23 protein-coding genes are annotated in these 25,348 nt (G+C 54.6%); 11 read left to right on the forward strand and 12 right to left on the reverse strand.

Annotated elements, in window-relative coordinates:
* Positions 1–87 precede the first annotated feature (87 nt).
* Positions 88–1,176 carry a histone deacetylase gene (locus ACFIOZ_RS13420; RefSeq protein ID WP_386078543.1) on the forward strand — a complete coding sequence of 363 codons (1,089 nt, stop codon included), beginning with the start codon at positions 88–90 and terminating at the stop codon, positions 1,174–1,176.
* Positions 1,177–1,272: 96 nt separating this feature from the next.
* On the opposite strand, the gene fadA is transcribed toward ACFIOZ_RS13420, so the two are convergent.
* Together fadA and fadB are read right to left on the reverse strand one after the other, a co-directional pair.
* Positions 1,273–2,451, reverse strand: coding sequence for an acetyl-CoA C-acyltransferase FadA (gene fadA, locus ACFIOZ_RS13425; protein WP_386078546.1), 1,179 nt, complete (start codon positions 2,449–2,451; stop codon positions 1,273–1,275).
* A gap of 23 nt (positions 2,452–2,474) precedes the next feature.
* On the reverse strand, positions 2,475–4,661 hold the full coding sequence (gene fadB, locus ACFIOZ_RS13430; protein ID WP_386078549.1) for a fatty acid oxidation complex subunit alpha FadB: 2,187 nt from the start codon (positions 4,659–4,661) through the stop codon (positions 2,475–2,477).
* Positions 4,662–5,038: 377 nt separating this feature from the next.
* On the opposite strand from fadB, the gene ACFIOZ_RS13435 reads away from it, so the two are divergent.
* On the forward strand, positions 5,039–6,193 hold the full coding sequence (locus ACFIOZ_RS13435; protein WP_386078552.1) for a DUF5924 family protein: 1,155 nt from the start codon (positions 5,039–5,041) through the stop codon (positions 6,191–6,193).
* A 76-nt stretch (positions 6,194–6,269) separates the two neighbouring features.
* Complete coding sequence (gene slyA / locus ACFIOZ_RS13440) at positions 6,270–6,722, forward strand: transcriptional regulator SlyA (protein ID WP_071693614.1); 453 nt, start codon at positions 6,270–6,272, stop codon at positions 6,720–6,722.
* Here slyA and ACFIOZ_RS13445 read toward each other — a convergent pair.
* Positions 6,701–7,267 (reverse strand): preprotein translocase subunit YajC, encoded by a 567-nt coding sequence (locus ACFIOZ_RS13445; protein WP_386078554.1) that lies wholly within the window; start codon positions 7,265–7,267, stop codon positions 6,701–6,703. The genes slyA and ACFIOZ_RS13445 overlap by 22 nt on opposite strands.
* A 183-nt stretch (positions 7,268–7,450) precedes the next feature.
* Between ACFIOZ_RS13445 and ACFIOZ_RS13450 the strand changes: the two genes are divergently transcribed.
* On the forward strand, positions 7,451–7,903 hold the full coding sequence (locus tag ACFIOZ_RS13450; protein WP_386078557.1) for a universal stress protein: 453 nt from the start codon (positions 7,451–7,453) through the stop codon (positions 7,901–7,903).
* Positions 7,904–7,967: 64 nt separating this feature from the next.
* On the opposite strand, the gene ACFIOZ_RS13455 is transcribed toward ACFIOZ_RS13450, so the two are convergent.
* Positions 7,968–9,884: an ATP-binding cassette domain-containing protein gene (locus ACFIOZ_RS13455; protein ID WP_386078560.1), complete on the reverse strand. Its 1,917-nt coding sequence runs from the start codon at positions 9,882–9,884 to the stop codon at positions 7,968–7,970.
* Between the two features lie 167 nt (positions 9,885–10,051).
* Between ACFIOZ_RS13455 and ACFIOZ_RS13460 the strand changes: the two genes are divergently transcribed.
* The gene (locus tag ACFIOZ_RS13460; RefSeq protein ID WP_386078562.1) at positions 10,052–11,065 is read left to right on the forward strand and encodes an AraC family transcriptional regulator; all 1,014 of its coding nucleotides are present in this window, start codon (positions 10,052–10,054) and stop codon (positions 11,063–11,065) included.
* Positions 11,066–11,082: 17 nt separating this feature from the next.
* Here the strand turns inward: ACFIOZ_RS13460 and ACFIOZ_RS13465 are convergent, their stop codons facing one another.
* The 5 genes from ACFIOZ_RS13465 to ACFIOZ_RS13485 are packed head-to-tail and all read right to left on the reverse strand — an operon-like array spanning position 11,083 to position 18,013.
* Positions 11,083–12,735 carry a fatty acid--CoA ligase gene (locus ACFIOZ_RS13465; protein ID WP_386078565.1) on the reverse strand — a complete coding sequence of 551 codons (1,653 nt, stop codon included), beginning with the start codon at positions 12,733–12,735 and terminating at the stop codon, positions 11,083–11,085.
* A gap of 55 nt (positions 12,736–12,790) precedes the next feature.
* Positions 12,791–13,978, reverse strand: coding sequence for a beta-ketothiolase BktB (bktB, locus tag ACFIOZ_RS13470; RefSeq protein WP_386078568.1), 1,188 nt, complete (start codon positions 13,976–13,978; stop codon positions 12,791–12,793).
* A gap of 28 nt (positions 13,979–14,006) precedes the next feature.
* Entirely contained in the window at positions 14,007–15,149 is a 1,143-nt protein-coding gene (locus ACFIOZ_RS13475; protein ID WP_386078570.1) for an acyl-CoA dehydrogenase family protein, read from the reverse strand.
* Positions 15,150–15,151: 2 nt separating this feature from the next.
* Positions 15,152–16,720 (reverse strand): fatty acyl-CoA synthetase, encoded by a 1,569-nt coding sequence (locus ACFIOZ_RS13480; protein ID WP_386078572.1) that lies wholly within the window; start codon positions 16,718–16,720, stop codon positions 15,152–15,154.
* 39 nt (positions 16,721–16,759) lie between these two features.
* The gene (locus tag ACFIOZ_RS13485; RefSeq protein WP_386078574.1) at positions 16,760–18,013 is read right to left on the reverse strand and encodes an ABC transporter substrate-binding protein; all 1,254 of its coding nucleotides are present in this window, start codon (positions 18,011–18,013) and stop codon (positions 16,760–16,762) included.
* A gap of 237 nt (positions 18,014–18,250) precedes the next feature.
* Here ACFIOZ_RS13485 and ACFIOZ_RS13490 point away from each other — a divergent pair, with 237 nt between their 5' ends.
* Positions 18,251–19,102 carry a TatD family hydrolase gene (locus tag ACFIOZ_RS13490; RefSeq protein WP_386078577.1) on the forward strand — a complete coding sequence of 284 codons (852 nt, stop codon included), beginning with the start codon at positions 18,251–18,253 and terminating at the stop codon, positions 19,100–19,102.
* A 13-nt stretch (positions 19,103–19,115) separates the two neighbouring features.
* Positions 19,116–19,595 carry a hypothetical protein gene (locus ACFIOZ_RS13495; RefSeq protein WP_308323675.1) on the forward strand — a complete coding sequence of 160 codons (480 nt, stop codon included), beginning with the start codon at positions 19,116–19,118 and terminating at the stop codon, positions 19,593–19,595.
* On the opposite strand, the gene ACFIOZ_RS13500 is transcribed toward ACFIOZ_RS13495, so the two are convergent.
* Positions 19,592–20,176, reverse strand: coding sequence for an elongation factor P hydroxylase (locus tag ACFIOZ_RS13500; protein ID WP_386078579.1), 585 nt, complete (start codon positions 20,174–20,176; stop codon positions 19,592–19,594). The two genes, ACFIOZ_RS13495 and ACFIOZ_RS13500, sit on opposite strands and share 4 nt — an antisense overlap.
* A gap of 137 nt (positions 20,177–20,313) precedes the next feature.
* Between ACFIOZ_RS13500 and ACFIOZ_RS13505 the strand changes: the two genes are divergently transcribed.
* From ACFIOZ_RS13505 to ACFIOZ_RS13515, 3 genes are all read left to right on the forward strand, one after another.
* Positions 20,314–21,732, forward strand: a complete 1,419-nt coding sequence (locus ACFIOZ_RS13505) for an MATE family efflux transporter (protein ID WP_386078582.1) — start codon at positions 20,314–20,316, stop codon at positions 21,730–21,732.
* A 2-nt stretch (positions 21,733–21,734) separates the two neighbouring features.
* Positions 21,735–22,724 carry a DUF3080 family protein gene (locus ACFIOZ_RS13510; protein ID WP_386078585.1) on the forward strand — a complete coding sequence of 330 codons (990 nt, stop codon included), beginning with the start codon at positions 21,735–21,737 and terminating at the stop codon, positions 22,722–22,724.
* Positions 22,725–22,852: 128 nt separating this feature from the next.
* Complete coding sequence (locus tag ACFIOZ_RS13515) at positions 22,853–23,548, forward strand: hypothetical protein (protein WP_386078588.1); 696 nt, start codon at positions 22,853–22,855, stop codon at positions 23,546–23,548.
* Between the two features lie 88 nt (positions 23,549–23,636).
* Here the strand turns inward: ACFIOZ_RS13515 and tusA are convergent, their stop codons facing one another.
* Positions 23,637–23,891, reverse strand: a complete 255-nt coding sequence (gene tusA, locus ACFIOZ_RS13520; protein WP_386078590.1) for a sulfurtransferase TusA — start codon at positions 23,889–23,891, stop codon at positions 23,637–23,639.
* A gap of 29 nt (positions 23,892–23,920) precedes the next feature.
* Between tusA and ACFIOZ_RS13525 the strand changes: the two genes are divergently transcribed.
* On the forward strand, positions 23,921–24,208 hold the full coding sequence (locus ACFIOZ_RS13525) for an antibiotic biosynthesis monooxygenase family protein (RefSeq protein WP_226250935.1): 288 nt from the start codon (positions 23,921–23,923) through the stop codon (positions 24,206–24,208).
* A 19-nt stretch (positions 24,209–24,227) separates the two neighbouring features.
* Here ACFIOZ_RS13525 and rlmM read toward each other — a convergent pair whose 3' ends face one another.
* Positions 24,228–25,295 (reverse strand): 23S rRNA (cytidine(2498)-2'-O)-methyltransferase RlmM, encoded by a 1,068-nt coding sequence (gene rlmM / locus ACFIOZ_RS13530; protein ID WP_386078595.1) that lies wholly within the window; start codon positions 25,293–25,295, stop codon positions 24,228–24,230.
* Positions 25,296–25,348: the final 53 nt, after the last annotated feature.

The raw sequence follows: 25,348 nt of genomic DNA on the forward strand, positions 1-25,348 counted from the left end.
TTGCGTGCTCATTGTGCGATCAAAAGGCTGCGGTAACTTGCTGGAATTTACTGCAGTGACTTATCGCACGTACATTAGGTAGCCATTATGCATAAAGTCATTGCTTTCTATGATGATCGGGTACTCTCCCACGAGCCCAATATTGACGCCGACTTTTTACCTCAACGAATCGATAAGCGCATTCGCCACCTGCTGGCAGGACTTCCGGTGCCGTGGAAATATCCCGAACACCCCGGCCGCTTAAAAGCTATTCAACATCTACTGGAGCGAGCGCCCATTGCGGGCCTGCACATTGAAGGGGGAAAAGCGGCTACCCATGAGCAGTTGGCACGGGTACATACGACCTCCTACCTAAGTGATATTTTTAGCCTGCGCGGGAAAAATGCCTGGTTGGATGTGGATACCACAGCGGTCTCACCGGGTAGCGTCGATGCCGCCGAAGTCGCCGCGGGAACGGCCATTGCCGCAGTAGAAGCGGTCATGGAGAAACGCACTAAAAGCGCCTTTGCACTGGTACGCCCACCTGGCCACCACGCGGAACCCGTTCGCGCCCGCGGCTTCTGTTTATTCAATAATGTGGCGGTCGCCGCAGCCCATGCGCGCAGCGCTCTGGGTTGTGAACGAGTGCTGATTGTTGACTGGGACGCCCATCACGGTAACGGAACCCAGGATATTTTTTGGGCAGAACCGGACGTGATGTTTTTTGATATACACCGCGCTGCCCCCTTCTACCCCGGCTCGGGCCACCTGGAAGAGGTCGGCGCCGGTTTAGCTGAAGGCGCCACTATTAATGTCCCGCTGCCGGCTGGCGCTGGCGACGAGGCGTACCTCAAGGCGTTTCGTGACATTCTCGCCCCGGCCACAGCGTGGTTTAAGCCCGACATTATTTTAGTCTCAGCAGGATTTGACCCCCACTGGCACGATTTGGCCTTAAACGTTTCCTATGACGGCTTTGGCGCACTGACCGGTTTCATGCAACAACTGGCCGAACAACACTGCGATGGCCGTTTGGTGTTTGTATTAGAGGGCGGCTACAACCTGGAGTCACTGGCGAACGGCACAAGAGCTGTGCTTTCGGTACTAGCAGGCAATACTGTACCAGTACCTGATACCTGCGGCATTGCCGAAGTCCAAGCCGCCGCGGATTTCCACCGCACGGCTTTTCAATCTGAATAGCGTTTTTCTGAATAGAAGGTTTGCTAATAAAAACGGCACCTCGCGTGTGAGGTGCCGTTTTGTAGTATCGAATTGAAGCAATGAAGAGCGCGGTGGTTATTTCAAGCGTTCAAACACCGTCGCAACGCCCTGCCCCATGCCAATACACATGGTCGCCAAGCCCAGAGTGGTATCGCGCTGCTGCATCACGTTAAGCAGCGTGGTGCAGATACGTGAGCCCGAGCAGCCCAGCGGGTGACCTAGGGCAATCGCGCCACCGTTCAGGTTAACTTTATCGTCCATCGCATCCAGGAAGCCAAGATCTTTCAATACCGGGATACCCTGAGCAGCAAAGGCTTCATTGAGCTCAACGGTTTGGATATCTGCCGCTGAGAGCCCCGCAATTTTCAGCGCTTTTTTAGACGCGGGTACCGGGCCATAGCCCATGATCGACGCATCACAACCCGCGACGCCGGTAGAGAGTACCTTCGCAATAGGCTCTAGGCCAAGCGCTTGAGCGCGCTCGTAGCTCATCACGGCCATTGCCGAGGCACCCACGGAAAGCGCCGAGGAAGTACCCGCCGTAACCGTACCGTTGCGTGGATCAAACACCGGCTTCAGATTCGCCATGGACTCCAGGGTAGAGTCTGGACGAATAACCTCATCGCGCTGAACCATCACCCTGAAGCCGCGCTGATCGTGGCCTTCAACACCAATAATTTCGTTGTCGAAGTAGCCCTTCTCCATGGCCGCCTGGGCGCGCTGGTGAGAGCGCACACCGAATTTGTCCTGCTCTTCCCGGGAAACACCGTGCATTTTACCCAGCAACTCGGCGGTCAGGCCCATCATCATCGCCGCTTTGGCGGCGTATTTGCTGGCCGCGGGGTTAACGTCAACGCCGTGAGCCATGGGTACGTGCTCCATGTGCTCAACGCCACCGATGATAAAGAAGTCGCCCATTCCCGCTTTGATGTTGGCAGCAGCGATATGCAGCGCCGTCATCGAAGAGCCACACAAACGATTAACGGTTTGCGCAGGTACCGAGCGGGGGATACCGGTCATGATCGCCGCGTTACGGGCAATGTTCATCGACTGCTCAAGCGTCTGGTTCACGCAGCCCCAGATCACATCATCCACTTCAGAAGGGTCTAGATTAGGATTGCGGGTAAAGAGCGCCTGCATTGCCGCCGCAGAGAGATTCTCTGCACGAACATTGCGGAAAGCACCATTTTTAGCTTTCGCCATGGCGGTACGGACACCGTCTACCACCACAATATCTCTCGGATTCAAACTCATCTTATATCTCCTATGCGTGGTGGTTAGGCCTGAGTGGCAGAGTTGTCACTGGAGTAGAACTGCTCGTTGTTCTGAGCCATCTGACGCAGCTTGTCGGTGGGTGCGTATAGCGGGCCCAACTCCTCGGCTAGCACTTCTGCCAGCTTGACGAACTCTGCAACGCCCATGGCGTCGATGTAGCGCAGCGCACCACCGCGGAACGGCGGGAAGCCAATGCCGTAAATTAACGCCATATCAGCTTCAGCGGGCGTTGCCACAATGCCATCTTCCAAGCAGCGTACGGTTTCCAAGCAGAGCGGCACCATCATGCGAGCAATGATGTCCTCGTCGGAAAACTCTTTGTGCTCTTTAACCACTTCTTTAACTAAAGCGTAAGCCGCTTCGTCGGTGACTTTTTTCGGCTTACCTTTTTTGTCTTCTTCGTATGCGTAGAAGCCCTTGTCGTTCTTCTGGCCTAAACGGTCGTTGTCGTACATGACCTGAATGGCGGTTTTACCATCGCGGGCCATCCGATCTGGGAAGCCTTCCGCCATCACTTCATTGGCATGAACGGCAGTGTCTAAGCCGACCACATCCAGCAAATAGGCGGGGCCCATGGGCCAGCCGAACTTCTCCATCACTTTATCAACGTGCTGGAAGTCAGCACCTTGCTCGACTAAGAAGCTGAAGCCGCCAAAGTAAGGGAACAGCACGCGGTTGACCAAGAAGCCGGGGCAATCATTGACCACAATCGGTGTTTTACCCATTGCCCGAGCGTAGGCCACAGTAGCGCCAACCGCGGCGTCTGAGGTTTTCTCGCCACGGATGACTTCCACTAACGGCATACGATGCACAGGGTTAAAGAAGTGCATACCGCAGAAGTTTTCAGGCCGCTTTAGGTTTTGCGCCAAGCGGTTGATAGAAATCGTCGAAGTGTTGGAGGTGAGGATAGTGTTTTCGCTCACCATGCCTTCCACTTCGGTAAGCACGGCGTCTTTAACTTTGGGGTTTTCAACGACCGCTTCGACAACGAGATCGACGTTGCCAAAATCACCGTAAGAGAGCGTGGGACGAATATTGCTCAGCTTCTCCGCCATCTGCTCGGTGGTCAGCTTTTTACGCTCTACCTGCTTGGCAAATAGCTTACGGGCTTCTTTCAGGCCCAGCTCAATGGCGTCATCCTTGATATCTTTCATCAGAATCGGCGTGCCTTTAGAGGCACTCTGATAAGCGATACCGCCGCCCATAATGCCCGCACCCAGCACGGCCGTTTGCTTAACGGGCTGCGCCTGCTTCTCATACTTGCTGGCTTTTTTCTTGACCACTTGGTCGTTGAGGAACAGGCCGACCAGATTGAACGCTACGCTGCTTAGCGCCAGTTTGGCGAAAGCTTTGGCTTCAATGGCTTGGGCACGTCCGCGCTCTTCGCCAGCGCCTTTCTGAATCACTTTAATCGCTTCGACCGGCGCCGGATAATGGGGGCCCGCTTTACCGGCGACATAACCTTTAGCGGTTTCAAAGGCCATCATCTGCTCAATGGGGTTGAGCTTCAGCGGGCTGGTCTTTTCAGCGCGACGGGCTTGATAATCCAGCTCACCGGCGTTGGCACGATCCAGAATATCCAGCGCCGCCTCTTCCAACTGCTCGGCGGCTACCACCGCGTCGACGGCGCCCACTTTTAGCGCTGCATCAGCACGGTTTTCGGTGCCACCGGCAATCCACTCGATGGCATTATCGGCGCCGATAATACGCGGTAGACGCACGCAGCCACCCCAACCAGGCAGGATGCCGAGCTTGGTTTCGGGCAGGCCGATCTTGGCTTTCTCGCCCATTACGCGAAAATCGGTGGTCAGCAATACTTCGCAGCCGCCACCCAGTGCCAGCCCATTGATCGCCGTTACGGTAGGGAACGGCAGGTCTTCAATAGCATTAAAAATATCGTGTACCTTGAGGTTCATCTCCTCAAGGTAGGCTTCGCCTTTATCAAATAGGGTGTGAAACTCGGTGATATCGGCGCCCACGATAAACACATCTTTCCCGCTCGCAATAAGTAAGCCTTTTAAGCTATTTTCAGCTTGAATGGCTTTTACTGCCTCGCCCAGCTCTGCCACCACAGCACTGGAAAGCTTGTTGACGGACTCATCTTTCAGATCGAAAGTGAGCATTGCGATATCATTGCCACTCGGGGTGTCACGACGTGTCACCGTGATGGCGTTGCCTTGATAGATCATCCGCGCTCTCTCCACATTTTCGGGCTGGCTCTGAAAAGAGAACCCGCCACATTTCTCATACGGTTTCCACACGACTTTCATACGGTCGTTTGATTGCCTTAGCTTGGTTGAGTTGCCAGACAACGTCAAGCCCAGACTTTTGGCTAGGGTTTGTACGAAAACTGCCTGCGCTCGACTATACGGCGTTAAAAATCGCCTCAAAATGCTCATTTACTACACGTAAACTCCGCTTTTTCGTTGATTTTTGCCTTGTCTAGTCTTCGCTCGCCGACTTTTCGTACAAACCCTAATTTACCCATCTAGTGAGACCAGCACTCCCCTGTGTGCGTTCATACTGCTAGGATCACGCTTCTTTTCATTTTGTAGGTTACCTTTTTATGGGCTCACTGCTCACACCATCGCGCATTGAGGCCGTTCAGCGGCGTATTGAAAGCATTGTCGAACGGCTAAAACCGTGGAGCTGGATGTGGCCACCCATGGCCTTTGCTGCCGGTTTAGGCAGCTTCTTTCTGGTGGATCGTCAGCAGTGGTTAGGCGCAGCGTTAGCACTGGGGTTACTGTTCGCCTGGACACTTCTGCTCTCTGAAGGTTTGATCAGCCGCTGGTTGTCACGCCGTGGGCACCCCACTCCCCCGCGGGGTGTAACCCACTTTATTGCGCAAATGATTCACCAGGAGACACTTTTCTTCACCCTGCCGTTTATTTTAGTCACTACCGTGTGGAATAGCGGACAAACGCTATTTGCGCTAATGGTAGGCGGTATGGCGCTGCTGTCGATTATCGATCCACTCTACTTCAAAGTTGCCGAACGCTGGCGGAGTCTCTACTTCATCTTCCACGCCCAGTGCGTCTTTCTTGTCCTACTGGTGACGCTGCCTATTATGGTACACCTCACTACGGGACAGAGTTTGCTGCTGGCCCTGGGGATCACCATTCTGGTGGCTCTGCCAAGTTTTTGGCACTTGCTTAAGCAGCGTTCCCTCAAACGCTGGTGCGCTTTTTTTGTGTTGACCCTACTGCTCGCCTATGGCGCATGGCTTGGACGCATTTGGGTGCCGCCCGCCAGCCTATGGATGACCAGTAGTGCGCTGTCTCCCGGCTTTGATGTCGAGCAGCGTCTGCCTCAAGGGTCTATGGCATTAACGCCTCAGGCCATCAGCGAGAATGGCCTCTATGTTTATACCGCTATTCGGGCACCGCGGGGATTAAGTGAAACTATTACCCACGCTTGGCATCATAATGGTGTGCCCATGGATGTTGTAGAACTTAATATCGCCGGTGGACGCGAGCAGGGTTACCGCGCATGGAGCCACAAACAGAACTTCCCCGAAGACCCTACCGGCGATTGGCGCATCGATATCATGACAGGCACTGGCCAACGCTTAGGGCTAATACGCTTTGAAGTGTCAGATAATACTCAGCAAGCCACGCTAGCAGACGGAGAAATACGCGCCAGTGGCCTAAGTGGATTAAACTTACGGCGATTCGTGCCGGGTCGCCCTAACGATGAAGAGGCGCGACCGGAAGATTGAAGGGTTAAGCGCCTTGCATTCATCGGCGCTGCTTATGACAATTCGCTTACTCACATTTATTGGCAGCTAGTAACCTATGGCTTCAACGATTGGATTTCGCATTGCACGTTTGCCCCATTTATGGCGCTCTATCTTGGATCGCCGCTTGGCGCCGTTGGGCTTAACCCAAACACGCTGGGTGACGCTGTATCATCTCTGGCGGCTGGGCGAGGGCCATCCTCAATGCGATCTCGCCCGGGCGATTGGCGTTGAGGCGCCCTCTCTGGTGCGCACCCTAGGTCAGCTCGAGGAGCAAGGTCTGGTTGAGCGACGAGCCTGTGACAATGATCGTCGCAGCAAGCGGATTTACCTTACCCCTGCCGCAATGCCGCTGTTAGAGCAGATCGACAGCGTTGCGCAACAAGCGCGCAAAGAGATGTTCGCGGGCTTAAGCGAGGAGAATCTTGAGCAACTCAACGACTGGCTGGCAGTGATTGAATCAAACGGCTTGGCAATACAAGCACGGGATCAAGACAGTCCGGCATCTTGATCGCGAACGGTAGACGACGCAGAACCAGTGCCCTGCAAAGGCTGGCTGAAAGGATGGTCAGCATGGCCTCGTAGGGCATCTCGCAGCTGTTGAAATTCGGGTAGGTAGGTTGCGAATCGCTCCGCGGTTTGCGACTCCCACCACCAAAGCGTTAGTGCGTAAGGCGTTGATTGCACCACCAGCGCGTCTTGCGGTAAACGTTCCAGCAGCGCTTTTAAGGATATTTCGGCATTATTGGGAAGCGGACGCAAGGGGGCTATTCGCCAACGCCAGCCAGCGTAATAGGGTGCTAAAGCCTCGCTGGCATTACTCTCTCTTACCAGCAGGAAATCTGGGCCAGGCCCTTCCTGAGGAAAGTGCCAACGGTAGGCAGGCATCGTACCTCTAAAATGGTGCAGTGGCGGCTTTTCCAACTTGATGCTGACACCCTGCTTTGAGATTTGTGAACGTAGGGCCTGCTGGCGCTTTTGACGCGGGCTCGGCTTTAACCACATCACGGGCGCAATCACTAACATCAGGATAAAGACTATAATTAACCAATCCATCTCTACATTTTCCTCCACATGAGCCACACTGTATTACACTACTCTAAAAACCATGACTCAGATCGTTGTTTTGATCCAAGTCATTGTTAAAACGGTTGCTATTGTTAAAACAGGACACGCCATCTAAAGTAACGGTCATTGAACAAAGAGCCTCTTTGTTACCTACTGCCAAGGAGATACGCCATGAGCTATCACCACATTTTAGTTGCCGTTGACTTAACCAAAGACTCCCACAAGATTCTGGAGCGTGCCGTTGCGATTGCAGAGCGCAACGATAAAGCGAAAATTTCCATTATGCACACCCTGGAACCCCTTGGGTTTGCCTACGGTGGCGATATCCCCATGGACTTGACCAGCATTCAAGACCAGTTGGATGAGCACGCCAAAAAACGTTTAGCCGAAATTGCGACCCCCCATATTGCCGAGGCTGACCAGCACGTTGTGGTGGGTATGCCCGACACTGAGATCCACCGTTTTGCTGAAGAGCACGATGTCGACTTGATCGTGGTGGGCTCCCATGGCCGACACGGTTTTGCTTTGCTGCTCGGCTCCACCTCTACCGGTGTACTGCACGGCGCCCAGTGCGATGTACTGGCGGTTCGCGTAGGCAAAAAAGGTGAAAAGAGCGACGAATAAATAATCGCCGCTTGTATGACCGACAAAAAAGGCGCCCAGACGGCGCCTTTTATAGTTGCTAAAGCTACTCTCCTGCCGCCATCGCCTCGAGCTCCATCCAGCGCTCCATGGCCACTTCTAATGCCTTCTGCACCTTTTCAAGGGTTTGCAGCTTAGCCGTCACGGCGTCGGCGTCCTGCTGATAAAACGCAGGGTCACCGATTTCACTCTCTAACGCCTCAACTTCCCCCTCAAGTCGCTCAATTTCAGCAGGCAGTGCATCTAACTCACGCTGTAGATTATAGGAGAGTTTGACGCTCTTCTTGGCCGTCGCGGCGGGTGCTTCGGCGACCTTTTTAGGCGCTTCCGAAGTGGGCTCGGTACGCTGACGCGCCGCTCCTTCCCAGGGCGCTGGTGGCAGCTTGCCGCCTTGGCGAATCCAGTCGGTATAGCCACCCACGTACTCACGCACCACACCATCGCCTTCAAAGGCCAGCATGCTGGTCACCACGTTATCCATAAAGGTACGGTCGTGTGAAACCAGTAGCAGCGTGCCATCGAAATCGAGCAGCAGTTCTTCGAGCAGCTCCAGGGTTTCCATATCGAGATCGTTGGTCGGCTCATCAAGCACCAGTACGTTAGCGGGCTGGGTGAACAGCTTGGCTAACAGCAGGCGGTTGGACTCGCCGCCAGAGAGCGCCTTCACCGGCTGGCGAACTCGCTCGGGCGTGAATAGAAAGTCCTGCAAGTAGCTCATTACGTGGCGATCTTTGCCGCCTACGCTAACGCGATCACTGCCCTGGGCAACGTTGTCATAGACGGTTTTTTCCAGCTCAAGCCCGGCGCGCAGCTGGTCAAAATAGGCTACTTTTAGGTTAGTACCCATCTGAACCTTGCCTTCACTGGGTTCCAACTCGCCCAGCAAGATTTTCAGCAGGGTGGTTTTGCCCGCACCGTTGCGCCCCAGGAAACCAATACGGTCGCCGCGCAGTACTTCAAGATTAATGTCGCGCAGTATCACCTCATCGCCAAACCGCTGGGTGACGCCTTGCAGTTCAACTACGCGCTTGCCGGTACGCTCGCCGCGATCCACCGTCAGGTTGGCATTACCCTGGCGCTCACGGCGCTGGCTGCGTTCGTTACGCATTGCCTCAAGCGCCCTTACCCGACCTTCGTTGCGGGTACGCCGGGCCTTAACCCCCTGACGAATCCAGGCTTCTTCCTGGGCAAGCTTTTTATCGAACTCGGCGTTCTCCCGCGCCTCTACTTCCAGCTCGTGCTGCTTGCGGGCCTGATACTCTTCGTACTTACCGGGGTAACGCCCTAGCTGGCCACGATCCAACTCCAGAATATTGGTCGCCAGTTTGGAGAGAAACGCCCTATCGTGGGTAATCAGCAGTACCGCGCCATTAAAGGCCAGCAGTTGCTCTTCCAACCAGGCAATGGTGTCTAAATCCAAATGGTTGGTAGGCTCGTCGAGCAGCAGCAGATCCGGCTCGGCCACTAGCGCACGTGCCAGCGCTACCCGGCGGCGCCAACCACCGGAGAGCGAGCTCATTTCAGCCGCAGGTGGCAGACCTAAGCGGGTCAGCACGGTATCGATACGCTGGTGGAAAGACCAGCCATCAATGGCTTCCAGGCGCGTTTGCAGGGTCGCCATGCGATCCATATCGGGGTCGGGATCGTTGATCAGATGATCGTACTCGGAGAGCAGCTCCCCGGCTTCCGGCAGGCCTTGGGCGACCATATCGAAAATGGTCAAGCCAGATGACTCGGGTAACTCCTGAGCCAGCACGCCTATTTTCAGGCCAGGTGCGCGCCAGATAGAGCCATCATCGGGAAGGATATCCCCCGCCACTAGCTTTAGCAGAGTGGACTTACCGGTGCCGTTGCGCCCGACCAGCGCCAGCCGCTCGCCTTTTTCAACCGTTAGGTCGGCGCGATTAAGTAGTACATGGGTGCCGTAGGCGAGTTGCAGCTGTTCGAGTCGTAACAGGGTCACGCGGTGTCCTCCTAAATCGTGAGGCGCACAGTGTAACGCATGAGCACGCCGGGAGGGGGAACGTTATAGCGCTGAACCGTATAGAGCGAAAGCCGTCAGCGTGGTACCGTTTTCCAGCCAGTACAATAACCCTATCAAAAGACACTCTTTTTAAAGGCGGGCTGACAGTGACCGTGACCGTCTCCATGCATTTTGTAAACGAGCTGTTTAAAGGCATACCCAACACTGCAACCCCGTCCGCCCGTTACTTAGAGCGGGCGGGGATTTCACCCTTTTTACTCTCGGCTCCCCATGGTCGTGTCACCGTTGAGCAGTTCGCCGAACTCTACCGCGGGTTAGTAAACGAGCTGGATGACGAAACCCCAGGCTTTTTCTCCCGCCCGCTGAGGGGCGGCACGCTGAAGCTGCTGTGTTTAAGCATGCTGGATGCCCCCAATCTACAGGTGGCGCTACACCGCTATACGCAGTTTTTTCGTATTCTGCTCGATGATTTTGGCTATGCGTTTACCCTTGAAGGAGACCTTGCCCGCATGGCCCTGGTGGAGCATGCGCCATTGCTGGGCAGCCGTATTTTAATTCATGAGCTGATGCTCAAGCTGTTTCATGGCATCGCGTCGTGGATGATTGCGCGTAAAATACCGCCCATTTTGATGGAGTGCGCTTACGCCCAGCCGCCCCACAGTGCTGATTATCTTTACTTTTATCCTGGCACGGTGCGCTTTGATCAGCCACAAACCGCCATTTATATTGATCGCGAATTACTTGATCACCCTATCCGACAGACAAAGAAGCACCTGGGCGCGTTTCTCAAACGCGCCCCGGCGGACTGGTTCTATGTGTCGTTTGCCGATCGCCTGCTCACTCACCGGGTGCGGGAGCACCTTTCACGCCATTTGTTGACGGCAGGTACGGTACATAGCGCCGCCGATGCGCTGCATATGTCTGCACGCACATTGGCGCGGCATTTAAAAATGGAGGGCACCCACTTTCAAGCGGTCAAGGATGAGTACCGCCGCGATGTCGCTATTCAGGCACTCACCTGCAGTGAGAAGCCCCTTGTCAATATTGCAGAGGCATTGAGCTTCGAGGATCTAGCCTGTTTTAGCCGGGCTTTTAAAACCTGGACGGGCAACTCCCCCGCCGCGTATCGCAAAGCGCGCACGGCGGGCAGCATTTGTTGATTGGCTCAGTGATAGTGCTAGATTTCAGTGCGAATGCGTTTTTTATCCAGCTTGCCCACGCTGGTTTTGGGTATCTCATCGACGAAACGGATCATGCTGGGAATCGCCCAGCGGTTGAGTTTGCCCTGGGCCACAAACTGCTCTAGAAACGCCTGCACGGTTTCCGTTGTCGGTGGGTTATTTAGATCAACGGGAACGGCTAGCGCGGCCGGTCGCTCCCCCCACTTATCGTCCGCCACCCCAATCACCGCCACTTCGGCAATGCCCGGGCACTGGCTGATATAGCTCTCCAGCTCTAACGATGAGAGCCACTCGCCGCCGGTTTTAATCACGTCTTTAATGCGGTCGCTAATGGTCAAGAAGCCCCGCTCATCGAGTGAGCCGACATCCCCGGTATGCAGCCAGCCGTTACGCCACAGCTCCTCACTGCGCTTCTCCTCTTTATAGTATGCCTGGGTCAGCCAGGGCGCTTGAACGCGCACTTCACCAACGCTTTTACCATCATTGGGCAGGGGCTCGCCGTCCGTATCAACCACCTGCAATTTAACCAGCGGAATTGGCAGGCCCGCTTTGCAGCGCCAGGGTAGCTGGGTCTCAAAGTCCGCATCGCCAATATCCCGCGGTAGAATATCAGCGGTGAGCAGCGGGCAGGTTTCCGACATACCGTAAGCACTGCGGGTATCGATCCCCAATGCCCAGGCCTTGCTTGCCAGCGCTTGGGTTAACGCACTACCGCCCACCAACACTTTCCACCCGGAGAGATCGACCTGCTTTGAGGCAATCGCTTCGGCGCTCACCACCATATTGAGCAACGTTGGCACGCAGTGTGAGAAATCAACTTTCTCGCTAATCAATAGCTTGACCAGCATTTCCGGCTCGTAGCGGCCTGGGTAAACCTGAGTAGCCCCCATCAGCGTGGCGGTATACGGCACACCCCAGGCGTGAACGTGAAACATGGGGGTAATTGGCATATAGACCTTGTCGCGGTTGAGCAGCTCAAAACCGGGCGCCTGGAAAGCGCTAGACTCATTCAAAGTATGCAGCACCAACTGGCGGTGGGTGAAGAAAACCCCTTTGGGGTTACCCGTGGTACCGGTGGTGTAGAACAGCGTGGCAACGGCGTTTTCATCAAAGGTGGGGAAATCGTAATGGGTGGGCTGCTGGCTTAACAGTGCCTCAAACTCGCCTACCAGTGGCAGCGTGGTATCGACTGTTTGCGGGGCCTCCTGACACAGCAGATAGCCACGCACCAGGGGAAGCTTATCGGCCAGCGGCTCAAGCAGCGGCACAAACTCTTCATGCACGAACACAAATACATCTTCGGCGTGCTCCATGGTGTAGAGAATTTGCTCCGGGGCCAGGCGCACGTTCACCGTATGGAGTACCGCGCCGATCATCGGAATAGCAAAGAAGCACTCCAGGTAGCGGTGGCTATCCCAATCCAACACCGCCACCACATCGCCTGCTTGTACGCCTTGAGATGTCAGCGTGTGGGCCAGTTGGTGTACTCGTTCACGAAAGCGTTCGTAGCTGTGGCGGCTCCGATCCCGGTAGACAATTTGGTTATCACCCGCCATGCGCACGCCTGCTTCCAGCAGATCGCCAATCATCAGGGCAGGATTTGTGGCCGAGACCGCGGCGGGTAAAATTTTCGGGGTAACTGAAGGCATAAACACTCCTATAACTTTGTTCTTATAACACTGTTCTTGTAGCAATCGATTCGGATCAGCCGCGCTCGATAAGCAGAGCAATACCCTGCCCGCCACCAATGCATAGCGTTATCAAGCCGTAGCGACCGTTAATACGCTCCAACTCGTGAAGGGCTTTAAGAATCAGAATAGCCCCCGTCGCCCCCACCGGATGACCCAATGCAACTGCACCACCGTTGGGGTTTAACTTCTCTAGCGGAAAACCGAGCGTTTCCGCCACCGCCATCGCTTGGGCAGCAAAGGCTTCATTGGATTCAATCACATCAATATCGTTGATACTAAGCCCCGCCTGCTGCAGACAGCGTTTTACAGCAGGAATCGGCCCCAGCCCCATCACCGCTGGCTCAACGCCTGCAGTAGTGGCAACGCGTAGATGCGCCCTGGGCACTAAGCCGCGCTGTGCGGCTTCATCGCTGTGTGCCAGCACCAACGTGGCCGCACCGTCGTTAATTCCCGAGGCATTGCCTGCGGTAACCACGCCATCTTTCTGGAAGGCAGGCTTAAGCCGCGCTAAATCGCTAAACTCAACACCTTCGCGTACATGCTCATCGCGAAAGAAGGGTACTGTTTGCTTACCCCGGCTGACCTCCACCGCGACGATTTGATCATCAAAGCGGCCTTCCGCGATGGCATACGCTGCTTTTTGATGGCTCTCAAGGGCAAACTGATCCAGTTGCTCTCGACTTAAGCCGTACTGCTTAGCAATGTTCTCGGCGGTGCAGCCCATATGTCCGCTGCCGAATGGGTCACTCAATATACCAAGGGTTAAATCCTCAACGCTCATATCCCCCATACGCACGCCATTGCGCGCTTGAGGAGGCAGCAGATAAGCCCCTCGCGACATCGACTCCGCGCCCCCTGCCAGCGCTAAACGACTATCCCCCATGGCAATCTGCTGGGCGGCGGACACAACCGCTTGCACGCCTGAACCACACAGCCGATTGACGTTGAAGGCCCCTGCCTCTTTCGGCGCGCCCGCTTCAAGTGCAATATGCCGCGCTAGATAGGCGTCCTGAGGGCCAGTGGTAATGATATGGCCATACACGGAGTGATCGATATCGCCGCCCTCAACGCCTGCCCGGCGCAACGCCTCTTTGGCGGTGATCGCCCCCAGTTCAAACGGCGCCATTGTTGACAGCGAACCGCCAAAACCGCCGATCGCGGTACGCGCACCGCCTAAAATTACTACATCATCCAACCGCATGGTGCTCTCCTGTATCCAGGGCGCTTCGCTAAGCCACTTTGCCCAACAGCGAACGCGCGACGACTTCTTTCATGATCTCCGAGCTACCGGCGTAGATGGTCTGCACCCGAGCATCTAGATAGAAGCGTGAAATGGGGTAGTCGTGGGTGTAGCCATAGCCGCCAAACAACTGCAGGCAACGATCCACCGCTTGGCACTGCATCTCGCTTAGCTGCAGTTTTAGAATCGCCGCATCCGTGCTGCTCATGGTGCCTTGACGGTACTTTTCGACGCAGTGCTCAAAGTAGGCCCGAGCGACGTCCAACTGGGCTTTGATCTCAGCTAAGGTGAAGCGGGTATTTTGAAAATCCGCGACCCGCTGACCAAATGCTTGGCGCTGCTGCACGTACTCCAAGGTCAACGCCAGCGCGCCCTCTACGGCCCCAAGGGCTTGTGCCCCCACCCCCAGACGCTCGCGGGGCAGCTCCTGCATTAAGTAGCGAAACCCAGCGCCCTCTTCACCCAGCAGCGCCTCATGGGGTAGTTTCATCTGATCAAAGGCAAGCTCGACGGTGTCGCTGGCGTGCTGACCGATCTTTTTAATCGGCTTACCCCGCGAGAAGCCAGGTAAGTGGGTATCGACCAAAAACAGCGAGACCCCTTTGGCACCGGCGGCTGGCTCCGTTTTGGCACACACAATGACCAAGTCGGCAAACTGCCCGTTAGTGATAAAGATTTTGCTACCGCTTAACGCCCATCCCTCGTCAGTGCGTTTTGCGCGGGTTCTTATGGATGCCAGATCACTCCCCGCATGGGGTTCGGTCATGGCGATGGCGCCAAGAGATTCGCCACGCGCCATGGCAGGCAGCCACTGCTCTCGCTGAGCAGCTGTTCCCAGATTTTGTAGGTAGGGCATCACGATATTGGCGTGAATATTATAAGCGCTGGCCAGGCCACCAAACCCTTGGCGGGAGAGCTCCTCCAGCGCCAGCTGGGTGATGGCAATATCAGCGCCCGATCCGCCATGCTGTTCGTCCAGGTCAATACCGAGGAGGCCAGCAGCGCCCAGGGCATGCCACAGTGAGCGGGGTATTGCACCTGCTGCCTCCCACTCATCATAGTAAGGGGCGACCTCCTGGCTTAGGCAGCGTTTGATCATGGCGTGAAACAGTTCGGTCGTTTGCGCGTCCATGCTTACCCCTTAAGGTCTTGACGCAGATGGCGTTTGAGGATTTTGCCTGCGGTACTTTTGGGCAGCGCATCGGCAAAGAGGATATGTTTAGGCACTTTATAAGGCGCCATCAGCGTTTTTGCATGATGGATCAGCTCCTCCTCGCTTGCCTCTTGGCCCGCTTTCAATACCACTACCGCCGTGATGGCTTCGATCCACTTCTCGTCGGGCTGACCGATCACCGCCACTTCGGATACCGCCGGGTGCTTAAACAGCCCCTCCTCCACCTCACGGCTAGCGACCAGTATGCCCCCAGTATTAATCACGTCTTTAATGCGATCGACGACATACAAGTAACCCGCTTCGTCGAAGTAGCCCACGTCCCCCGAGTGAAACCAGCCGCCTTGAAACGCCTCTTTGGTCATCGCCGCTTTATCCCAGTAGCCTTGCATGAGCTGCGGTGAGCGGTGGACGATTTCTCCATGTTCGCCAGGAGGGACATCATTCATCTCAAGATCAACAATGCGGGTTTCCACCGTCAAAATGGGCCGTCCGGCTGAAGCGGGTCGTTCGGCGTGCTCTTCAGGTCGAAGTACGGTCGCCAAGGGGGCGATTTCGCTCTGACCGTAGCAGTTATATAACCCCACCCCCGGTATGCGCTGCTGCAGCTCTTCCAGTACCGGCACGGGCATAATCGAGGCCCCGTAATAGGCTTTGTTGAGGGTGCTTAGGTCAAAGCGCTCAAATTCAGCGTGGCGCAGCAGACTGATCCATACCGTGGGCGGGGCAAAAAATGATGCGATCTGATGCTCAGCTATAGCGCTTAAACACAGTTCTGGAAGCGGCGCCTCTAACAAATAAACGGGCGCGCCCAACAACAGCGCGGGCATTAAGAAAACGTGCATTTGCGCGGAGTGGTAAAGCGGTAGCGCGGCCAGCATGGCCTCACTACCTTTGATATCAAGCTCAACCATACAGGCCATATATTCGGCCATCAGAGCCTGATGGGTCATCATCGCGGCTTTTGGCGCAGCGGTGGTGCCAGAGGTATAGAGCAGCTGTGCCAGGCTTGATCCATCGACCGTTACGCTGTGCTCTTCAGTACTCTCTTCTTCACGACTGGGCTCTGAGATTGCATAAGCGAGCACATCAAAGTTTTCTGAATCGCGTCCCTGATTCGTGTGCAGTGTGCCCATCAACGCTAGATCCAAACCTTCGGTCGCGGCAGTTACTTTGTCAGCTAAGCTTAAATCGCTTAGCAAACCCGTCGCACCTGACTGGTCAAGAATGTAGCGCAGCTCATCACTGCTTAAAGCGAAATTGATCGGCACATGCACCAACCCCGCTTTCGTCGCGGCCAGCCAGGCGATGACGTAGGCGTCAGAGTTTTTGCCATATACCGCCAGCCGATCTCCTTGAGTAAGCCCTGCTGCCAGCAAACCGTTGGCAACGCGGTTAGCTGCTTGATTGAGTGCTGAGTAGCGCCATTGACGTTCACCAAATACCAGTGCCAGCTGATGTGAATATTTTCGAGCGCTGCGATTTAGAGCAGCCCCGATACTGTTTTGCTGAATAACAGACGTCTCAGACATGCCAAATCCTCTGAGTTGTTGTAGTGAATTGGCAGCAACCTAACTGTTGACCAACGGACAATCACTTTCTGATAACGGGCGGAAGGCCTCTTCTGCGGGAATGGTACGGATGATGTGAAAGAGGTCATCTTCGTCTTGGGACTCTTCGGGGGTTTTAACTTCCACTAAATACATATCGTGAACCATTCGACCATCCTCACGAATGTAGCCACCGGTAGCGAAGATATCGTTAATGGGGGTATCGACCATTTGCTGACGAACGGTTTGCGTATCATCAGTTCCAGTGGCTTCAACCGCCTCAAGGTAGTGGCGCGTGCTGGAGTAAAGACCCGCATGAACCATGGTGGGCATGCTGCCGGTACGCTCACGGAAGCGCTCCGCCCAAGCGCGGGTTTCGTCGTTCAAGTCGTAGTACCACGCTTTGGTGAACTGCAGGCCTTGGGCGTTTTCCAGCCCGATACTGCGTATATCAGTGCTAAACAGCACCATTCCCGCCAGAATCTGCCCCGCTTGGGTGATACCAAATTCGCCTGCTGTCTGCACCGCGTTAATCGTATCGCCGCCAGCGTTATTCAGCGCAATAACATCAGCACCGGACGCCTGGGCCTGAAGCATAAACGAAGAGAAGTCACTGCTGGGGAAAGGGTGGCGGGCACTACCCACGATGGTGCCGCCATTTTCAGTCACTACGCGTGTGACGTCGGCCTCCAATGCATGGCCAAAGGAGTAGTCAGCGCTTAACAAATACCAATTTTTGTGGCCCTCATCGGTAATTGCCTTTGCCGTTCCGTTGGACATCGCCCAGGTGTCATAAACCCAGTGAATATGATTGGGCGAACAGTGCTCATTGGTAATGCTTGAAGAGACAGCGCCATTGACCAGTCCAAGTTTATCCGCCTCTTCCAGCAGGCTCACCGCCGCCAGAGTGACAGAAGATGCCACCAGCCCGGTGACCATATCGACGTTGCGCTCATCGATCCACTCACGCACGACGCTTGAGCCTACATCGGGGCTATTACGGTCATCGGCGCTAAACACCACAATATTGGCCCCATTGACGCTGCCGCCCATATCTTCAATCGCCATATTGATAGCGTCTTCACCCAATGGACCAATGGGGTCGCGATAAACGCCGGACATATCGGCTAAATAGCCAATGCGGATTTCGTTATCAGAGATACCCTCAGCGGCAATGGCAATAGGTACATAGCTGGCCATCAGAACGGCAGCAGCGAGAGTTGAAGTAGCAAAGCGGTGAGATGAGCGATGAGATGAACGATAAGATAGTTGCATTGTTATGTGGCTCTCTTTTGTTGTTATTAAGGGTTGTCATTTAATCAATCGCCGTGACGTAGCACGCAATAGCTTGAGTTCATCTTAGGCGGTAATAAGCCATGGCTGTTTACCTATCAAGCCAGATTTTTTGCAATTCGTGCCATATCTACACTCTTGTCCGTTTTAACACACCATTAGTCGATGCTTGCGCATACCGTTACAATGGTGCTTTTGCAGATTGCACGGGAGACACCTTTGGCCACCGCTTATGCCGATGACTTTTTACCCGAAGCCCTACAGTTTCGCCCTAACACACCCTTGGTGGATATTGGCGCAAACCTGACCCATGAAAGCTTTGGTCGCGATCTTGAGGCGGTGATCCAGCGTGCCCAGGCGGCGCAGGTAACGACCATGATCGTTACCGGCACCGACCTTGCCCACGCTGAACAAGCGGTTGCACTAGCTAAGCAGTACCCTGGCCTGTACGCCACGGCAGGCGTTCACCCCCATGACGCTAGCCAATGGGACCAAACCCTTGAGCGCGCCATGGCGGCGCTGCATGCCATGCCGGAAGTCGTTGCTGTAGGCGAGTGCGGGCTGGATTTTAACCGCAACTTCTCGACGCCCCAGGAACAGGAGCAGGCCTTTGAAGCGCAGCTGGCGCTTGCAGCGGAAAGCGGTTTGCCGCTGTTTTTACACGAGCGAGATGCGGGCCAGCGGATGCGTGAAATAGTGCATGCCTGGCGAGACGATATCAGTCACGCAGTGGTGCACTGTTTTACCGCTGATCGCGATACGCTGTTTGGCTATCTCGACCTAGACTTGCATATAGGCCTAACCGGGTGGATTTGCGATGAGCGACGCGGACATCATCTACGCTCATTAGTAGGTGATATTCCATTGACGCGTTTGATGGTAGAAACCGACTGCCCGTACTTGCTGCCTCGCAACTTACCGGCGAAGCTAAAGGGTCGTCGACACGAACCGGCGTTACTGCCGTGGATTGTCCGCGAAATTGCCCAGTGGCACGGTATCAGCGAAGTTGAGCTAGGGGCGGCAACCACACAGACCGCCCAGCGTTTTTTCCGTCTACCCACGGAATCTTAACAGGAGTATTAGCGTGGTCGATTATCCAGGATTTATAGCCATTGAAACGGGCGAAGACGATGGCCTCCCGCTCGCCATTGCCTGGTCGCTGCCCGATGGCCGAGTAAAGCAAACATTGATTCAGCCAGACGATAGCTGGATCAAAGAAGATACCAATGCCATGGGCGCCTACAGTATGGAAGAGCTGGAGAGCTTGGGGGTTAGCCCGCTAGAGGTAATCCGCGAGCTGGAGAACGATCACTTCTCCGCTACCCTTTATACCAGCGACAACGGCGACGACGAAGCAGCGCTGGCTCGGCTGTTTGACACCTACGGCCTAGATCCTTTTGTTGAGCTAGCTCCGGCGTCGGTGCTCTACCCTTCCCTCACCCCAGGCGAATGGCACCGCCAGCGGCGCGAAACCTTCAGCGAGCTGGGCTTAGAGCCAATGCGCCCAGAGCATGAGCTGGAAGTGATGCTATCGATGCATCAGCGCCTCACCGAAGAGGATTAAGCCGACAACGCTTCATCCATCGACTCCAAGGTGGCATGCGCCTGGGCCACGGCCTCTGTTAGTGTCAGTTGGTTAGAATAGAAACTTTTAAGCGCTACCTGGAAAGCCTTAGCGCGGGCCATCAAGCCCTCTTCCAAATAGCGCTGGGCGCGTGCCTCTACTTGCGCCGCAAAAGCCTCTATATCCACCTCGATATCGCCACCTAAATTATCCACGCTAACGTGGAACACGCGTCCACAGGCACGGGTGAAGATAGACTCCAACGCCTGTGGGGCTACCTCTGCCTGCTCGAATGCCCTCTGCTGTTCGGCATTACGACCATCGGGGCAGTACCAGTAGCCGTAATCTTCCAACTGACGGCGTTTTTCACCAGCAATACACCAATGGCTGATTTCGTGCAGCGCACTGGCATAATAACCTCGCGCAAAAATAACCTGATGATAAGGAGTTTCGCTGTTAGCGGGCCGATAGAGGGGCTCATCCCCGCCCCGGATCAATCGGGTTTGATACCGCTCAGCAAAAACCCCGTCAAAAAGCGCGGTAATATCTTCGAGCGTCCATCGATCCTGCGTGTTACTCACATTGACCTCGTTTGTTACTGGTTTGGGGACATTATACCCACGTGATTAGTGCAAGCTAACGTCTAGCCCCCAAAAGCAGTCGCTCCTGCTAATATAGCGGCCTTTCACAGTAACTTTACCCTTTTAGGAGCCAACAAGTGGGCGGCTTTACTCAAAACGTTAGATCAGTGTACTGGCCAGAAACCCGAGCCTTACTCTTTTTGGCACTGCCTATTTGTGGTGCTCAACTGGCTCAGGCAGGGATGAGCGTTGTCGATGTGATGATGACCGGCCGACATAACGCCACGTCACTTGCCGCCGTATCGGTGGGTTCAAGTCTATGGATGCCGCTCATGCTCTTTATGACCGGCACCTTAATGGGGCTGACCCCCATAGTGGCTCATTTGCTAGGAGGGCAACGTAATACGGCTATTCGTCCGGCCGTTCACCAAGCGCTTTGGGTCGCGCTACTACTAGGGGTCGTGGCTGCAGTGCTGCTCTGGTCGGCCGTCATGCCGATATTTGAATTAATGCAGGTACCCGCGGAGGTGGCCACGGAGTCTGCCGCTTACCTTTCAGCGGTCGCTTTTGGCATGCCGGGGATCGCCCTCTTCCAGGCGCTTAGAGCGTTTTCCGATGGCATGAATCATACCCGCCCTGCCCTATGGATCAGCCTGGTTGGTTTAAGCGTGAATATTCCTGCCAACTACATTTTGATCTACGGTGGCGATGGTTTAAGCCATCTATTAGGCCCCTCGGTTCCCGCTGGCTTGCAACAACTGCCCGCCTTAGGTGCCTTTGGGTGTGGCGTTGCGACAGCCCTCTCTATGTGGACGATGGCACTCGCGATGGCCTATTACACGCGCCGAGGTCGTACTTACAAAAGTGTGGCCATCTGGCAACAGCTAACCCCACCCCAATGGCTTGGTATTCGTGAACTCGTAGTGGTAGGCGTTCCGATCGGCGTGGCCATTTTTGTCGAAGTCACCCTGTTCACCTTTATTGCTCTGTTTATCGCCAGTTTTGGCGAAGTTACCGTTGGGGCGCACCAAATAGCGCTCAGCTTCACCTCCATTCTGTTTATGCTGCCAATGTCGCTGAGTATGGCGTTGACCGTGCGAGTGGGTAATACGCTGGGACAGCGGCGTTTTACGTTAGCCCGACAAGTCGCCTGGAATGGTATTGTTATTAGTGTCATCGTTGCAGCTATTAACAGTATCCTGCTGTGGGTAAGCGCCGAATCGGTGATCGCACTCTACACTTCCAACAGTGAAATACAGGCGCTAGCGCTCTCGATCATTGCCTTGGCCGTTATTTTTCAACTCTCCGACTCGTTACAGGTCAATTTAGCAGGCGCCTTGCGTGGCTATAAAGATACTCGCATTGTGATGGTGATCACGGTGCTCTCGTACTGGATCGTAGGGCTCGGCGGCGGCCACTGGCTGGGCTCCCGTGGGGTGGGTGATATAGTTTCTCCACTCGGGGTGCATGGCTACTGGATTGGCTTGATTGCGGGCCTAAGCACTGCGGCCCTACTACTTGGCTGGCGTCTACAGCGTATTAGCACTCGGGGGTGAAAATGGGTCGGTGGAGTAACCACTCTCTAGCAATCATCTTAAGTGCACTCCTTACTGGCTGTGGCGACAATCCCACTGAGCAGCGCTGGCAAAGCTATCATCAACAGCTTGCCAGTGATCTTGCCGTGACGGACATCAATCGAACTGACCCCGGTAATATTGGTGACTTCCCCGAGCGCCCTGAACGGATTATAGCGATCCCTGAGACTCGGGATAGCCTACTGAATGTATATGCTTTGCGTGAATGCCAAATAACCTCCCTGGTTGCTGCACGCAACAACCAGCTAGGCCGCGTAGCGCCGCCCAGCCAACAGTGGTTATATGAGCGCACCCTCTGGCAACGGCTGAGTAACTGTTTAAATAGTGAGGTTCCCGATCAATTAAACGATGAAGATCGTACCCGCCTAGAGCAATTAACAGCGACTAAAACAGGCCAACTGCCGGCGGTAAGCTGGAACGCTATTTTTGATTCTAGCGAGTGGGTGAAGAGCTTCTCACGGGCAAGCCAACCTTTATCTAACGTCGATGAGACCGCTATTAAGCAGCAGCTTGACGCCATCGATTATTTACAGCGAATGACCGACCACCAGTTTGACCGCAACTGGACGCAGGACTCTTCAACCCTTGAAAACCATTTAAAAACCCTGCAAGAGCGCCCCCTAACCGCCGAAGTGTTGCGCGCCCTGCTACTCGCCACTCAACGATTAACAGAAGCAAGCGCGTTGTTAGCTCGGCACAGCGATACCACTCGCTGCTTGACTCATTGGGAGTCACAGCCGCTTGAGCGTTTAGCAAACTCAGCCAGGCAGTGGCTTACAGCGATCAATCGCTTAATCGATGCGCAGCAGGTAGACAAGCCAAAGGCGGTTCAACGCTATCAAGCACGTTGGCTTTCGCTAACAAATAGCCAAGCGCCCTGGCGCCAGTTCCAGCAAGCACTTCTGGAGCACCAAGCGCTACGAGCACAGTTTTCACCTTGTTCAAACAATTAAAAAGCGTAGAACCCTTAACCTTATGAGCAACTTGTGCTATTGGTGAGTAATGAAGCAAGATGAATAACGACGCACACCCAACATCTGCTTCACCAACGTGATGACCACGCAGCACAAGGAGGGACACAATGGGCGCATCCCTGTCACCCCGCTCTGCCCAGGTCATCGACCTGGAAACTGTGCGCCAGCGTCAGCAGGCGCAAAAGTGCCTAGTCCGTTTAGCCCCTGAGCTAGATGGTTTAGAGATGGTGTACCAACTCGCTGCGAGTCCAGATGCCTACTATGGCTTGCCTATTTTGGCCTGGGGATTAAAAGAGGACGGTAGCGTCATCGGCTTGGTCCCGTGGATGGAAACCCTGGCAGCCTGTCAAGAGCTGAATAGCCAAGAGAATGGCTACTTCATAGGTTATCGTGATCCTGAAACGGAAGAAATTTTTGACACACCGCCGGATCACAAATACCACGAGCTCGTCGCGGCGGCTGAATACTTTGATTATGAGGCTTCTGGCGAAGTCACCCTCATTCAGCAAATCCCCGACACTTTGGGCACCCATGCACTGTGCATGAATCACCCCAACTCGCCCTGGCATATGAAACCCGTTTACGGCTGGCGCCTTTACAGCGACGGCAGTCTGGACGCATTGCTTGCCGACGAGAACAAAGCCGCAATGACGCCGATTTTGTTAGGGGATACGTGTTTGTACAGCGCCCACGCCCGCCATCAAACCGTTTACTTTTTCCAGCGCCATATAGCCAACCGTATACTGGAAGAAGATCCAGCAACGCTTGATGCGCTAGCCATGATGGTTGTGGCAAGTGATTAACCGAGCGCCTTAATGCCGCTTTTTGAGCGAGGCCAACATCAATGGGATGATGCGAGCCTCGCATGGGCGGGTCGGCTATTACAAAGGGCTACGCTAAACGTATAAAGTAGAGGTAGTTACTCTCAGAGGAGGTGTCCTGCTCAAGCAGTTCGTGCCCTAAAAATTGACAAAACTTGGGGACGTCTCGCGTGGTGGCTGGGTCAGTGGCGATCACTTTGAGCACTTGGCCTGAGGCCATGTCGCGCACTTTGTTATGCATCAGCATAATAGGCTCTGGGCAGTAGAGTCCGGTGGTGTCCAGTACCGCGTCAAAGCTGGGTAACGTACCCGTATTATCAGCCATTAATATCCTCGATGTAGGAAACAGTAAGTATGATTAAAGTTATCATCGAACGGCGAATTATGCCCGGTCTTGAAGAAGAGTTTGAGCAAGCAGCGCGGGAGGCGATGCGCGTTTCCCTTGGAGTAAGGGGCTTCATCGGCGGTGAAACACTGGTAGAACTGGGCCACACCGATCGCCGACTGATGATTACCAAATGGCGTGATATCCGCGCCTGGAAAGAGTGGCACTCAAGCGAAGCGCGGACGATGGCCATGCAGCGTATTTTACCGCTGTTAACCGAAGATGAAACTATCCGAATTTACGAAGCTGGCTATTAAACCAAAAGTTTCAACAACGTTAATCCCTAAGCCTCACATGCACCGTCACCTCTTCACGATCATGGTAGAGGTGACGGCATGATATGTCGGCATGCACGCCTGCTTTTTCCAGCGACTCTTTCAGCGACGTTAGACAGCGTGCTACCTCATCCCAGCGCTTTTTCATGGGCAATTTGAGGTTAAAGATCGCTTCTTTACACCATTTGCGAATCAGCCAGCGCTCCACCATGGCCAATACCCGTACCGGTTTATCAACAATATCGCACACCAGCCAGTCCAGACGCTGCGGCGGCTCCCAGGTAAAGCCATCCTCTTTAAGATGATCAATCTGCCCGGTCTTCATCAACTGTGATTCCATGGGGCCATTGTCGATGGCGTACACATACATGCCCCGCTGAACCAACTGCCAAGTCCAGCCGCCAGGAGCAGCCCCCAAGTCAGCCGCCTGCATATGCGGTGCAAGGCGCGTCTCCCACTCTTCCCTAGGGATAAACTCGTGCCACGCCTCTTCCAGCTTCAGCGTTGAGCGGCTGGGGGCACGGGAGGGGAAGCGTAATCGACGAATACCATTTATTAGATCGCTACGATTGCCTGGAAAGCTCATCGCCAGCTGCACCTGATCACCGTCAGTCCAGAAAATATGTAAACGTCTTGCGCCCGCACTGCGCCTTAACGCACCGCGTTTTTTTAACATGCTTTCCAGCGGCTTGGTAAGCGCCTTAATCAAACCGGCCAGTGCTTTGCCATCGTTGGTGTCCGGCGTTTCATGCCAAATCTCTTCAAAGCTCCAACGGCTGGCTTTGATCTGCTCCAGGATAGCGGTCAGACGGTCGTCACGTGACAGAGTAAGCGCAGGCAGAGCAGCCAGGCTTTGACGCGCAAATATTAGCTTTTTAAATGCTGCCTGGCGGTGTAAAGCATTCACTGCCTCACCATCAACACGCGTCAAGCTTACCCACCCCTCGCCGTAGGAAGCTTCACAGGCTACGTCGTTTAATGCTGCGTGATGCTGCATTTCTGCTAAGGCATCACTTTCAAACCCAGGACGGCAGTAGACGAGCCACGACGTAGGTACTATTTCACTCACCCTTTTTACCTCTATTCCGACCATCACAAACGGTGACGGCTAGCTAATTAATT

This window comes from Vreelandella sp. F11 (assembly GCF_042466685.1).
Classification (GTDB): Bacteria; Pseudomonadota; Gammaproteobacteria; order Pseudomonadales; family Halomonadaceae; genus Vreelandella.

Excerpts from the sequence above, each read along its gene's own strand:
- ACFIOZ_RS13420 (WP_386078543.1), top strand. The coding sequence starts at position 88 with ATGCATAAAGTCATTGCTTTCTATGATGATCGGGTACTCTCCCACGAG.
- slyA (WP_071693614.1), top strand. The coding sequence starts at position 6,270 with ATGGCTTCAACGATTGGATTTCGCATTGCACGTTTGCCCCATTTATGG.
- fadA (WP_386078546.1), bottom strand. The coding sequence starts at position 2,451 with ATGAGTTTGAATCCGAGAGATATTGTGGTGGTAGACGGTGTCCGTACC.
- ACFIOZ_RS13465 (WP_386078565.1), bottom strand. The coding sequence starts at position 12,735 with ATGCCTTCAGTTACCCCGAAAATTTTACCCGCCGCGGTCTCGGCCACA.
- ACFIOZ_RS13450 (WP_386078557.1), top strand. The coding sequence starts at position 7,451 with ATGAGCTATCACCACATTTTAGTTGCCGTTGACTTAACCAAAGACTCC.
- fadB (WP_386078549.1), bottom strand. The coding sequence starts at position 4,661 with ATGATCTATCAAGGCAACGCCATCACGGTGACACGTCGTGACACCCCG.
- ACFIOZ_RS13515 (WP_386078588.1), top strand. The coding sequence starts at position 22,853 with ATGGGCGCATCCCTGTCACCCCGCTCTGCCCAGGTCATCGACCTGGAA.
- ACFIOZ_RS13485 (WP_386078574.1), bottom strand. The coding sequence starts at position 18,013 with ATGCAACTATCTTATCGTTCATCTCATCGCTCATCTCACCGCTTTGCT.
- ACFIOZ_RS13510 (WP_386078585.1), top strand. The coding sequence starts at position 21,735 with ATGGGTCGGTGGAGTAACCACTCTCTAGCAATCATCTTAAGTGCACTC.
- ACFIOZ_RS13525 (WP_226250935.1), top strand. The coding sequence starts at position 23,921 with ATGATTAAAGTTATCATCGAACGGCGAATTATGCCCGGTCTTGAAGAA.
- ACFIOZ_RS13475 (WP_386078570.1), bottom strand. The coding sequence starts at position 15,149 with ATGGACGCGCAAACGACCGAACTGTTTCACGCCATGATCAAACGCTGC.
- bktB (WP_386078568.1), bottom strand. The coding sequence starts at position 13,978 with ATGCGGTTGGATGATGTAGTAATTTTAGGCGGTGCGCGTACCGCGATC.
- tusA (WP_386078590.1), bottom strand. The coding sequence starts at position 23,891 with ATGGCTGATAATACGGGTACGTTACCCAGCTTTGACGCGGTACTGGAC.
- ACFIOZ_RS13445 (WP_386078554.1), bottom strand. The coding sequence starts at position 7,267 with ATGGATTGGTTAATTATAGTCTTTATCCTGATGTTAGTGATTGCGCCC.
- ACFIOZ_RS13480 (WP_386078572.1), bottom strand. The coding sequence starts at position 16,720 with ATGTCTGAGACGTCTGTTATTCAGCAAAACAGTATCGGGGCTGCTCTA.
- ACFIOZ_RS13435 (WP_386078552.1), top strand. The coding sequence starts at position 5,039 with ATGGGCTCACTGCTCACACCATCGCGCATTGAGGCCGTTCAGCGGCGT.